11 protein-coding genes are annotated in these 13,280 nt (G+C 40.2%); 1 reads left to right on the top strand and 10 read right to left on the bottom strand.

Annotated elements, in window-relative coordinates:
- Window positions 1–102 precede the first annotated feature (102 nt).
- The 10 genes from purH to VRHSUH10_RS08290 all read right to left on the bottom strand — a co-directional run bounded on the left by purH (window position 103) and on the right by VRHSUH10_RS08290 (window position 9,118).
- Complete coding sequence (gene purH, locus VRHSUH10_RS08335) at window positions 103–1,632, bottom strand: bifunctional phosphoribosylaminoimidazolecarboxamide formyltransferase/IMP cyclohydrolase (RefSeq protein ID WP_105090191.1); 1,530 nt, start codon at window positions 1,630–1,632, stop codon at window positions 103–105.
- 26 nt (window positions 1,633–1,658) lie between these two features.
- Window positions 1,659–2,276, bottom strand: a complete 618-nt coding sequence (gene purN, locus VRHSUH10_RS08330) for a phosphoribosylglycinamide formyltransferase (RefSeq protein WP_105090190.1) — start codon at window positions 2,274–2,276, stop codon at window positions 1,659–1,661.
- Entirely contained in the window at window positions 2,269–3,330 is a 1,062-nt protein-coding gene (purM, locus tag VRHSUH10_RS08325) for a phosphoribosylformylglycinamidine cyclo-ligase (RefSeq protein WP_105090189.1), read from the bottom strand. The genes purN and purM overlap by 8 nt, the downstream gene beginning before the upstream one ends.
- Window positions 3,317–4,735 (bottom strand): amidophosphoribosyltransferase, encoded by a 1,419-nt coding sequence (gene purF / locus VRHSUH10_RS08320; RefSeq protein WP_105090188.1) that lies wholly within the window; start codon window positions 4,733–4,735, stop codon window positions 3,317–3,319. Before purF ends, purM begins: the two co-directional genes overlap by 14 nt.
- A gap of 9 nt (window positions 4,736–4,744) precedes the next feature.
- A complete protein-coding gene (gene purC / locus VRHSUH10_RS08315) occupies window positions 4,745–5,473 on the bottom strand; it encodes a phosphoribosylaminoimidazolesuccinocarboxamide synthase (RefSeq protein WP_105090187.1) in 729 nt (242 codons plus the stop codon).
- Between the two features lie 66 nt (window positions 5,474–5,539).
- Window positions 5,540–6,031 (bottom strand): 5-(carboxyamino)imidazole ribonucleotide mutase, encoded by a 492-nt coding sequence (gene purE / locus VRHSUH10_RS08310; RefSeq protein WP_105090186.1) that lies wholly within the window; start codon window positions 6,029–6,031, stop codon window positions 5,540–5,542.
- 433 nt (window positions 6,032–6,464) lie between these two features.
- Window positions 6,465–6,905, bottom strand: coding sequence for a hypothetical protein (locus VRHSUH10_RS08305; protein WP_105085271.1), 441 nt, complete (start codon window positions 6,903–6,905; stop codon window positions 6,465–6,467).
- Between the two features lie 11 nt (window positions 6,906–6,916).
- Entirely contained in the window at window positions 6,917–7,363 is a 447-nt protein-coding gene (locus VRHSUH10_RS08300; RefSeq protein ID WP_105085270.1) for a hypothetical protein, read from the bottom strand.
- 26 nt (window positions 7,364–7,389) lie between these two features.
- A complete protein-coding gene (locus tag VRHSUH10_RS08295; protein WP_005387850.1) occupies window positions 7,390–7,965 on the bottom strand; it encodes a xanthine phosphoribosyltransferase in 576 nt (191 codons plus the stop codon).
- 247 nt (window positions 7,966–8,212) lie between these two features.
- Window positions 8,213–9,118: a LysR family transcriptional regulator gene (locus tag VRHSUH10_RS08290; protein WP_105090185.1), complete on the bottom strand. Its 906-nt coding sequence runs from the start codon at window positions 9,116–9,118 to the stop codon at window positions 8,213–8,215.
- Between the two features lie 268 nt (window positions 9,119–9,386).
- Here VRHSUH10_RS08290 and VRHSUH10_RS08285 point away from each other — a divergent pair, with 268 nt between their 5' ends.
- Window positions 9,387–13,127 (top strand): phosphoribosylformylglycinamidine synthase, encoded by a 3,741-nt coding sequence (locus VRHSUH10_RS08285; protein ID WP_105090184.1) that lies wholly within the window; start codon window positions 9,387–9,389, stop codon window positions 13,125–13,127.
- The last annotated feature ends 153 nt before the right edge of the window (window positions 13,128–13,280 follow it).

Here is a 13,280-nt window from a genome sequence, read left to right as displayed (position 1 = left end):
AATACATCATTTATGTAAGCACCTATATCCTCTATAATCATCATTACACATTAATGATTACGAGCTAGTGCTCGACTGTAACCCTCAATTATGCTAGACAAATTAATGTTTAAAGTGACGAATACTTGTAAATACCATGGCAATTCCTGCTTCGTCAGCTGCTTTAATGGATTCTTCATCGCGAATGGATCCACCTGGTTGGATAATGGCTGCAATACCATGCTTTGCCGCCGTTTCTACAGTATCCCCAAATGGGAAGAACGCATCAGATGCTAATACGGCGCCTTTTGCGGCTTCACCAGCTTGTTCAAGGGCAATTTTTGCAGACCCAACGCGGTTCATTTGACCAGCCCCAACACCGAGGGTACGTTTTTCATTGGAGATCAAAATGGCATTGGATTTTACGTGTTTCACGAGCTTCCAAGCAAATTCGAGGGCTTTCCATTGTTCCTCTGTTGGCTGCACCTTTGTAACCACTTTATAGTTAGCCCGGTCTTCTTGAATTTCATCTTCTGTTTGAACTAATAGACCACCAGAAACCTTTTTCACTGTTACTTGGCCAGATTCAGGCTTAGATAACTGGATGAGGCGAATATTTTTCTTTCCTTCAAGGATTTCTAATGCTTCTTTTGTGAAAGCAGGTGCCATAATGACTTCTAAGAAAATTTTGCTCATTTCTTCTGCAGTAGCTGCATCGACTTCACGGTTTAAAGCTACAATACCACCAAAGGCAGATACGGAGTCTGCTTCGTAAGCATTTACATACGCATCATGCAAGGTAGCCGCTGTAGCCGCACCGCAAGGGTTTGTATGCTTAATAATACAAGCTGCAGGATCTGTAAACTCCCACACCATGTTCCAAGCCGCTTCCATATCTACGATATTGTTATAGGAGAGCTCTTTACCATGGAGTTGTTTTAACGCGCCCATACCATGAGCTGTACCAATTTCTTTGTAGAATGCCGCTTTTTGATGCGGATTTTCGCCATAGCGAAGGTCTGTTACCTTTTCATAAGCACTTAAATATTCAGGCGGTGTAGGACCTTCATTTAAGATACCGCTCATATAGTTAGCAATGGCTACGTCATAAGCGGCAGTATGAGCAAAGGCTTCTTTCGCCAAACCAAAGCGATATTCTTTAGTCAACTCGCCATGTTCTTTAAGCATTGCTAAGATTTCATCATAATGATTTGGGTTTACAACGATGCCCACATACGCATGGTTTTTGGCAGCAGAGCGCACCATGGTAGGACCACCAATATCGATATTTTCAATAGCTTCCTCTAAGGATACATTGGGTTTTGCAATGGTTTCACGGAATGGATAGAGATTAACAACAACAAGATCAATTGGTTCAATACCATGGTCAGCCATAGCTTGTTGATGCTCTGCATTATCACGGATAGCCAAAATACCACCATGAACCTTGGGATGCAATGTCTTTACACGGCCGTCCATCATTTCAGGAAAACCAGTCAAAGTCTCAACTGCTTTGGCTGCAATGCCTGCATCGGTTATGGCTTTAAGGGTCCCACCTGTGGAATAAATGGTTATACCTAACTCAACTAACCCCTTCGCAAAATCTACAATACCTGTTTTATCTGAAACACTAAGAAGTGCATTTTTAATCATGTAACGTCTTCCTTTGCTTTCATAAATCAATCTTCAATATAAACAACTCTCCCTTTTATAGTGAGCTTGTCTTCACAAAATAGCCGTAACGCCTCTTTATATGTTTTATGTTCTATAGGTAATAATCTATCACTTAAGGTTTCCTCTGTATCATCGGGTAATACAGGAACCGTATTCTGCATGATAATTGGGCCTGTATCCATTCCTGCATCTACAAAGTGTACCGTACACCCCGTTATCTTTACACCTGCATCGATGGCTTGTTGATGACCATGAAGGCCTGGAAATGATGGTAACAGAGCAGGATGAATATTTAATATACGATGTTCATATCGCTCTATCAAAGGAGCACCTACAATGCGCATATAGCCTGCCAAGACGATACCATCAATCTTATAAGGCTCTAAAGCATCTAGTTGAGCCTGTTCGAAGCTAGCTTTAGAATCATAGTCGCTACGTTCCATAACAATAATTGGAATATTCCAAGATTTGGAACGTTCCACAATTCCGGCTGTACCATGATCTGTAATGATTACAACAAATTCACCATTAATATAGCCTTCTTGCATAGCCTTATACAAGGCTTCCCCATTGGAGCCACGACCACTAGCAAAGAGGGCTAACCGCTTTTTAGAATTACACATCAAACTCAGCCCCTTTAAGGACAACTGGCCCATCACCACTTACGATGCGGCCAATTTCATATACCATTTCACCACGACTAGAAAGGTTTTCTTTAACCGTTTCTACATCCTTTCGATTAACGATAACAATCATACCAATGCCCATGTTGAAAGTACGGTACATTTCAGGCCAAGCAACATTACCCCATTCTTGTAGTTTTGTAAATACAGGTAGTCGTGGCCATGTAGTGACGTCTACCTCTGCAGTAACACCTTTTGGCAATACGCGAGGAATATTTTCATAGAAGCCACCGCCGGTAATATGAACCATGCCTTTTACAAGCTGTTGTTCAATCAATGGCAATACAGCTTTAGGATATAAACGAGTAGGCGTCAATAATTCTTCGCCTAAGGTTTTATCAAACTCTGGAATTTCTGTATCGATAGATAATTGTTTATGGTCGAATACAATTTTACGAACCAAGGAGAAGCCATTGGAATGTACACCAGACGATGGCAAACCTAAAATCACATCGCCAGCTTTGATGCTTTCACCAGTTATCAATTTAGGGCGATCAACGATACCAACGGCAAAACCAGCTACATCGTAGTCATCGTTATCGTAGAACCCAGCCATTTCAGCAGTTTCACCGCCTAGTAAAGCACATCCGGACTCTTCACAAGCTTCAGCCACACCGCGCACAATATCTGCTACTTTAACAGGATCAAGTTTACCAACTGCAATGTAATCGAGGAAGAATAAAGGCGTTGCACCTTGCACAAGAATATCATTAACACTCATGGCTACGCAGTCTTGTCCGATAGTATCATGTTTATCCATCATGATAGCGAGGCGTAATTTTGTGCCTACCCCATCTGTACCAGATACGAGCATAGGGTCAGACATAGAGTGACCAGCTAAGGAATAGAGGCCCCCAAAACCACCTAAATCACCAACAACACCTGGTGTATAGGTGCGTTTCACGGATTCTTTCATCAATTCGACAGCGCGATTGCCTGCATCGATATCAACACCTGCATCGCGATAGGTTAAACTAGTTTTATTCGAGCACATATTTGACCCCTTCCTCTTGTTCCGCAGGAACCTCTACACTGTAATCACCATTAAAGCAAGCAAAACATAAGTCATTAGGCGCTATATCAGATACAGCATGACATAAGCCTTCACGAGATAAATAATGTAATTTGTCAGCATGAATATAATCTTTTATTTCATCTACTGTATGAGTAGCAGCAATGAGCTCTTTACGCACCGATGTATCAATGCCATAGTGACAAGAATATTCAATGGATGGAGAGCTAACGCACATGTACACCTCTTTGGCACCAGCTTCTTTTAGCATCTTAACGATGATGCCACTCGTAGTACCACGTACGATAGAATCATCGATAAGGACAATCCGTTTGCCCCCTACAATGTGGGGCAATGCATTAAGCTTCATACGAACAGCTAATTCCCGCTCCTCTTGATTTGGTTTGATAAAGGTACGACCACTATAGCGATTTTTAACAAGACCTTCTGCAAATGGTATGCCCGATGCACGAGCATAGCCTAGTGCAGCTGTAGTGCCAGAGTCAGGAATAGACATAACAATATCTGCATCATATTTAGTTTCGTTATATAATTCACGCCCCATATTAAGACGAGATTGATATACCGATTGACCATCGATATGGCTATCGCCACGAGCAAAATAAATATATTCAAAGACGCAAAGCTTTTTGTCGATTTTTTCTGGTTCTGCATAAATGGTGCTACGCACACCAGAGTCATCGATAATTACCATTTCGCCTGGATCGATGTGACGAATAAACTCGGCTTTTATAGCATCTAAGGCACAGCTTTCACTAGAAAGGACATAGCCATTAGCCGTTTTACCTAAACAAAGAGGTCTAAAGCCTTGGGGATCACGGACACCTACCAAAGAGTCGTTCGTAGTAATAACCAGAGAAAAAGCCCCTTCAATTTGACGAGCCGCATCGGCAATGCGTTCCTCTTGTGTCTCAGCTTTAGAGCGAGCAATGAGGTTTACAATGACCTCGGAATCCATAGTCGTTTGAAAAATAGACCCATCTGCTTCAAGGCGTTTGCGAATAGCTAAAGCATTCGTTAAATTACCGTTATGGGCCACTGCAATCTGACCGCCTTGATAATGGATAACTAAAGGTTGAATATTGCGTGGATTATTGGACCCTGTTGTGGAGTACCGCACATGGCCAGTACCCATATGGCTAGGCAAAGATGGTAATTCCTTGATAGCCTCAGTCAACAAGCCCATGCCTTTTTTTAGTTCTACATCATGACCATCTGTAACGGCAATGCCCGCACTTTCTTGGCCACGGTGTTGGAGCGCAAAGAGTCCCCAATATACATAGCGTGCTACATCAACGGTTCTATCATAGACACCGAATACACCACACTCTTCATGCCATTTATCAAAAACAGGATCGTAGTTCATTGTGCCCCCTTAGGCGCGTTCGCCAGTAAGACGGAATAACATTTCTTTGTACGCTTCTTCGATGTTACCAAGATCTCGACGGAAACGGTCTTTGTCGAGTTTTTCACCTGTTGTAGCATCCCAAAAACGGCATGTATCAGGAGAGATTTCATCGCCTAATAATACTTCACCATTATGTGTACCGAATTCTAATTTAAAATCTACAAGAGTTACATTTTTAGTAGCTAAGAATTTTTTCAAAATATCGTTTACTTTTAACGTGATAGTAGAGATTACATCAAGTTGTTCTTGTGTCGCCCAGCCGAGTGCTGTGATTTGGGATTCATTAGCGAATGGATCGCCTAATTCATCATTTTTGTAGCAGAATTCAAGGATTGGATGTTTAAGAGGAGTACCTTCTTCAATACCAAAGCGTTTAGCCATAGAACCAGCTGCAATGTTGCGAACGATAACTTCTAAAGGAATGATATCCAATGTAAGTACTGTTTGATTACGATCATCTTCACGACGAACGAAATGAGTTGGAACGCCTTCTTTTTTCAATAATTCAAAGAAGAAAGAAGAAATCTTATTGTTCAATACGCCTTTGCCAAGGATGGTATCATGTTTTTCACCGTTAAATGCAGTAGCATCATCTTTGTAATGAACGATGTACTCGTCTTTGTTATCTGTTTGATATACTTGTTTTGCTTTACCTTCGTACAATAATGTTAATGTTTCCAAGTCGATGTTAGCCATGATGTGTCTCCTTTTACTCTTATCTATTCAAAGATGTATAAATGATGATGTAAACGCTTCAAACGATTATAGTTTAATGGCACCTTGTAATTCAGAATTGTCCGCTAATACTTTTTCAGCCATATCTTTGCGATACTGTACATATCGGTCTTTCAAGTCTTTGTTGAAAGCTGCTCCAATTTGGACTGCAAAAAGTGCTGCATTTTTAGCACCATCTACAGCCATAGTTGCTACAGGCATACCAGATGGCATCTGAACAATAGCAAGCAAGGAATCGATACCTTTTAAAGCTGTTGCATTAAGAGGAATTCCGATAACAGGCAATGTAGTGAAGCTAGCTACTACACCTGGTAAGTGGGCCGCTGCACCAGCACCAGCTATAAAAGCGATGGCCCCTTCATCTTCAAGTCGTGTAACAAAATCCTTTACAGCTTCAGGTGTACGATGAGCTGAAGCGATTACCATTTCATAAGGAATGTTAAATTCATCAAGTACGGCAGATGCCTTTTTCATTGTGTCTAGGTCAGACTTGCTGCCCATAATAATACCGACCTTCATAGATCCTCCTAATAAAAAAGCCCAGCCTAAATAGACTGGGTCAAATGCGCACAAATAGCCTCCGTAGACTTGCTTTGAGTTTGTTGATTTGCATAGTTCACGGTGCTACCTCCTTCTTGTACACAAATTGTAACACCTAACATTTACAAAATCAACACAATTTTCGAATATTATATAATTAATTATTTTTATTATTCGTTATACTCCGAACTATTTGAAAATATTGATTTTAATTATATCGACTTTATTCAACTTGGTTGATTACAAATCCCCTCTCAATTTGTACAAAAATATCCTTGCAATAAACGCACTATTTCATACCATATATATATTTTCTACAAAAACAAAAGAGGGTATTCTATCTATAAAGATAGGATACCCTCTTTTATTTAATTTCCGAACATTATGCCCATTAATCTATATTTGTTATTGATTAGTGAGTACCACTTTCAAAAGCAGCTTTCAACTCACCTACAGCTTCAGGAACATAATCTACAATAGAAGACATCAATGCGTACATTAATGCAGGTTCAAACGCATCATCACCACACATATATACGCAGTCCAAATACAGACTAGAGTCTTGTTCATCAATATATAGTTTATAGTTTTTGTATGTCGCATTGTCACGGTTAACCAAAGCATTCAAGGCATTCATATTTTGTGCAGTTACCTTTTCAGGTCCCAATACTAAACGAATAACACTGTAAATACTGTTATCGAGAATGACAAATAACGGCATATCCCACAACGGGGATTTAATGTAAGAACGGTATACAACAGTACCGTCTTCATCATCAAAATCCTTACGTTCAAAGGATGTGATTTCTTCGTCTTTTAAAAACTTATCAAATAATAACGCTTTAGGATTCATAACAACCTCTATTAAGCTAAACCAGCTACTTTAAGAATACCTTTATGCACAGCATCTAAGTGTGGTTGAACGACTTCAAGCAATAAATTAACTACTACTGTAGGATCAAACTGTTCTGTCAAACCAGGAACAGATACATCCATATAGATGTTATTGTCTTCATTGCTTACATAGTATTTAGATACTTTATAATCTTGATTCAATGTGTTAAGTTCTTTTAACACAGCAGGAATCACTTTTTCATCAATAGATGTTGTTGTAATAGCTATACGCGCATAGGAGAATGCAGAATCATCCACAACGATGAATACAGGCAAGCTATGCTCATGAACATCCAAACGGCCGTGATAAACGACTGTATGAAGATCATCTGTCATTTCTTCCTTTGTAAACCAAGAATTACCACCTTTATTTAGGTCAGCAACGAGTAAGTCGAATTTTTCTGCTTTTTGATTCATAATTCCCTCTACAAATAATCAGACTATTAGTCTTCAATAAATACACAACCATTGTCTTTAAATTCTTTAATACGAACTAAAGACTCTACACGATAACCTGCATTTTCAAGGCGTTCGCGACCAGGTTGGAAGGATTTTTCGATAGCAATAGCCATACCTACCACTTCATCACCTGCGTCTTCTACCAATTTAGCAAGGCCCATAGCCGCCTCACCAGATGCCAAGAAGTCATCGATGATTAACACTTTTTCACCAGCTGGCAAGAATTTTTTAGAAATAGTAATATCGTAGTTTTCTTCTTTTGTGTAGGAGTACACCACACTATGATATACATCGTCTACCATAAGAATAGATTTTTTCTTACGCGCAAATACTAATGGCACATCAAGTTCAAGCGCAGCCATCAATGCCAATGCAATGCCAGATGCCTCAATAGTAACAATACGTTGTACCCCTGCATCACGGTAACGATCAGCAATTTCTTTACCGATTGCTTTAAACAATTGTGGATCGATTTGATGATTTAAAAAACCATCGACTTTTAGCACGCGATTATTGAGGACAATCCCCTCTTCACGAATGCGTTGTTTTAATAATTCCATGTGCTCTTACCTCCGCAGTATAACTATCTTTAAATTTTAACGTAAATAACCCCTTAGGGTCAACCTATATCAAGTAAAAGCCTTAACAATATAGCTAGTACTATAACTATCAAAGAGACTTAAAAACTTTCAACTCTGAATCATAAAATTCAACAGGTTTATAACAATATAATATAGCACAGATAAGAGTAGTCTAAAATATAAAAAGACACACTTTCTGAAATTTCTCAAAAAGTGTGTCTCATGATTATAAGACCTTATCACGAGTGCTTTCACGATTAAGAAGCATGGATGTGAAGCGCGCAGCCCCTTCAGATTGAGGTACCAAACGAGAACGGACAAGTACAATATCACGGGTCGGTACAGGAATATCTGTATCGATACGCACGATGGAGCCTTCTTGTATCTTTTGTTGCACTACATGGTTAGGCAACATGGAAATGCCCATATTAATTTCTACAAGATCGAGCAATACATCGACGCTACCAAGTTCAAAACGAGGTTTACGACATGCACCATGTGTAACTTCATCGAAGAAAGTACGACTTGCAGATCCCTTATGTAATAACAAGATAGGCTCGTTAAGCAGACGACCTTGATCAAAGAACCCTGCCCCTTTATAGTCAGGTCCTCCAACGAAGACATCTTGAATCGTAGCAAGCGTAGTTACTTCTAATTGTGGATTATCTCGCAAGCCTTCATAATCATTAACCACCGCTAACTGAGCCTCTTTATTGAGTACCAATTCTACGCAATCAGGGGATGGACGATTAATGATATGCAATCCGATTTCACTTTCTTGTAATTGCCATTTATGAAAATATGGTAATAAGAAATGGCGACATAATGTATCTGTAGCAGCAAGATTTAAACTTTCATAAGCTTGGCTAACACGTTCTTGTAATTGAGTCACCCCATTATCAAGGATGGAGAACGCTTTAGCCACTGTATCAAACAATTCTTTACCTTCTGGTGTGAATCCTACAGATTTTGTAGTGCGCACGAAAAGAGGCATATTAAGTTCCCCTTCTAATTGTTTAATGCTTTGACTGATGGCGGATTGAGAAACACCTAGTTCTTTTGCGGCACGAGAAAAGGATAAATATAAGCCTACCCCTAAAAAGGTTCTATATAAATCTGCAGATACTGCCATTTTATTCACCTCTGTTATATACTAATAGTAACGTCTTACTTTTAAATATACATATCATTTATTATATTATAACGATGAACTCTCAATATATAATGAATATGTAGAAAACTTCATGAATATTAGGTCTTATGACCTTCATGAATTTTTCATATTTATTAGTATTTCTAATCTTTTCATAAGTAAGATTATCTTTACTTATAAGTCTAGACCGACTATACTTAATTTGTCAATATCCCATAGGGAATTATATACATTACAGGAGGCTAAGATGGCTATACAACGATTATTCGTAACAAAACGAGAATCTTTCAACCAAGAAGCACAACGCATGTTACACACCTTACAACAGGAGTTATCTATGCCTGTAACAGGTGTTACCATTTATGAGCGGTATGATATTGAAAATTTAGATGTCAAAGATTTAGAATCTGCAAAAAATTTAATTTTCTCCGAACCTCCTGTGGATACAGTATTAGAAGAAATTCCAGCTTTGCAAGGTTTCGTATTCGCTGTTGAATATGTACCAGGTCAATACGATCAACGCGCCGACAGCGCAGAGCAGTGTATTTCCATGCTCACCCTCACCTCTGGTCACATCGTTCGATGTGCTTGCGTATTCGCTATCGAAGGCACTTTCACAAAAGAACAAGAAGATGCCATCAAAGCGTACTATATTAACCCTGTTGATTCCCGTGAAGCAAGCCTTGAATTTCCTAATACCTTGGCCCTCGATTTAGATGATCCAAAACCAGTGGCAACAATTGATGGCTTTACTACCATGAGCGATGATGAGTTAGAAGGACTCATCAAAAATTATGGTCTTGCAATGACCTTGGCAGACCTTCAAATAATTAGACAACAATATGCAGAGGTAGAACACCGGGATCCTACGATTACAGAAATTCGCCTCTTCGATACATATTGGTCCGACCACTGCCGTCATACCACATTTATGACAGAGTTAACGGATATCTCTATCGAAGCGAGTCGCTTCACAGGACCTATTGAAGAAGCCCTCGAAGAATACATGGAAGGTCGTGCTGAGCTCTATACAACTAAGAAAAAAGCTCGTTCCCTCATGGACATGGCTACACTAGCCGTAAAAGAATTGCGCCATGCTGGTGGTTTAACAAATCTCGATGAATCCGATGAAATCAATGCATGTACTATCATCGTTCCTGTCGATGTAGACGGAAAGACTGAAGAATGGTTGTTATTATTCAAAAATGAAACCCATAACCACCCTACTGAAATCGAACCATTCGGCGGTGCCGCTACCTGCTTAGGCGGTTGTATCCGCGACCCATTGAGCGGCCGCGCCTATGTATACCAAGCAATGCGCATCACTGGCTCTGGTGATCCACATACGAGTCTTGAAGATACATTAGAAGGTAAATTACCACAGAAGAAAATCACTCAAGAAGCAGCTCGTGGCTATTCATCTTACGGCAATCAAATCGGTCTTGCTACAGGTGAAGTAAAAGAATATTACCATCCTGGCTACGTAGCAAAACGCATGGAAATTGGCGCTGTTATCGGTGCAGCTCCACGTAATCAAGTACGCCGCGAAGTACCAGTTCCAGGCGATGTTGTAGTATTACTTGGTGGTAAAACTGGTCGCGATGGCTGTGGTGGTGCTACTGGCTCCTCTAAAGAACATACCGTAGAATCTCTATCCACATGCGGTGCCGAGGTACAAAAAGGCAACGCCCTTACAGAACGCAAAATTCAACGCCTCTTCCGTCGCGGTGAAGTAACTACCCTTATCAAACGTTGTAATGACTTCGGTGCTGGCGGTGTATCCGTTGCTATCGGTGAATTAACAGATGGCGTAACTATTAACCTTGATTTAGTGCCTAAAAAATACGCTGGCCTTGATGGCACAGAGCTAGCAATCTCTGAATCTCAAGAACGTATGGCTTGCGTTATCTCCGCTACCGATGTAAATGCATTTAAAGCATATTGCGACGAAGAAAACTTAGAATGTACAGTTGTAGCTGATGTAACTGATACAAATCGTCTAATCATGAACTGGAATGGCGAAACAATTGTAGATATTAGCCGCGACTTCTTAAATACAAATGGTGCAAGCCAACAGCAAGAAGCTATAGTAACAGCTCCAGCGGATCGATCTTACTTCTTACGTGGTTCTTCTAGTGCAGATAACTTTAAAGAAAAATGGCTCGCAGCCGTATCTGATTTAAATACAGCGTCCCAACAGGGCTTAGCAGAACGCTTTGACAGCACTGTGGGTGCTAATACTGTGCTCATGCCATTTGGTGGCAAATTCCAGAAAACACCGACTCAAGGTATGGTAGCAAAGTTACCGGTTCTAAACGGTGAAACTACTACTGCTAGCATCATGACTCACGGCTTTGTACCAGAATTATCTGCTTGGAGCCCATACCATGGCGCCCAATATGCTGTACTATTATCTGTTGCTAAGTTAGTAGCTCTTGGCGGTCGCCGTGAAGATGCATACTTAACATTACAAGAGTACTTTGAACGCCTCAACTCTAAGGAATCCTGGGGTAAACCTGTAGCAGCCCTTCTCGGCGCTTATAAAGCACAAAAAGAACTTGAAATTGGCGCTATTGGTGGCAAAGACTCTATGAGCGGTACATTTATGGACCTTACAGTTCCTCCTACGCTCGTATCCTTTGCGGTTGGCACAGCTCATGTAGATAACATTGTGAGCCAAGATCTTAAAGGCGTAGACCATCGCCTCGTATTCTTCGATGTACCTCGCATGTACGATGACACTCCAGATTGGGATCGTTTCAAAGAAAATTGCGATACCTTGCAAGAACAAATTGAAAAAGGTCGTGTTTACTCTGCTTATGTAGTTGAACAAGGTGGTATTCCTGAAGCTGTCACAAAAATGGCTCTTGGCAACAACATCGGTGTTAAATTCGATAAATATGCTGAACGAGGTATTTTCCAACCTGCTCTTGGTGCATTTATCGTAGAGGTAGATATTAAAGCTGTTAACTATCTCTTAGAGCTACCAGGTTTAAAAGTAATCGGTGTAACACAAGCAAATCCAGTTATTGAATGGGCGGATCAATCCGTATCACTCAAGGAGATCCAAGCAACTTATGAAGCTCCACTCAACGATATATTCCCTATGCATGCTCCAAATGGCTCTGGAGAAGCAGTAGCGTACATCCATGATCAACACGCTAAACCTCGCAGTACATCCTTAGGTGCCAAACCTAAAGTTCTCATTCCCGTATTCCCTGGTACAAACTGCGAATTCGACTCTGCTCGTGCCTTTGAGCGTGCAGGTGCAGAAACAGATATTGTAGTAATTCGAAACCAAACACCAGAACAATTAAAAGAATCTATCGACGTAATCAAAGCTAAATTAGCAGAATCTCAAATTCTTATGTTCCCTGGTGGTTTCAGTGCTGGCGACGAACCAGATGGTTCTGGTAAATTTATGGCTACCCTCTTCCGTAATCCATACCTTGCTGAAGGCCTAGAAAATCTCTTGTACAAACAAGATGGCCTTGTACTTGGTATTTGTAACGGATTCCAAGCACTTATCAAATTAGGCTTGTTGCCAGGTGGTCATATTGAAACCTTAACTGCTGACCATTCTACTTTGACGTACAACACCATTGGTCGTCACTTGTCTCGTATGGTTAACACTAAAGTTATTTCTACAAAATCTCCTTGGATGAGCGATGCTAAAGCAGGCGAAATCTACACTGTACCTATCTCTCACGGTGAAGGTCGCTTCATCGCATCCCCTCAACAAGTATTGGAATTCAATAAAACTGGTCAAATTGCTACACAATATGTAGACTTTGATGGTATTGCATCTATGGATAGCCGCTTCAACCCTAACCAATCTGCAGCTGCTATTGAAGGTATTTATAGTCCTGATGGTCGCGTATTTGGTAAAATGGCACACTCCGAACGCTGTGGCACAGGAATTAGCAAAAATATTCCTGGTCAATTAGAGATGCCAATCTTTACATCTGGTGTAAAATACTTTAAATAATTTATGACTATTCTTTCAGGTGAAAGCCTACTCCTTGGGGTAGGCTTTTCAATATTGATTTTTTTCGAAAATATTAGTATTATAAGTTGATGATATATTTACGAACATGAGAATTCGTGTAAACCTATACATAACAAATGTGAGTTAAGAAAG

Origin of the sequence: Veillonella sp. T11011-6 (assembly GCF_002959755.1) — a bacterium.
In the GTDB taxonomy this organism is placed as follows: domain Bacteria; phylum Bacillota; class Negativicutes; order Veillonellales; family Veillonellaceae; genus Veillonella.
Note: the sequence above shows the minus strand (reverse complement) of the source record. Positions and strands in the feature narration are given on the sequence as shown.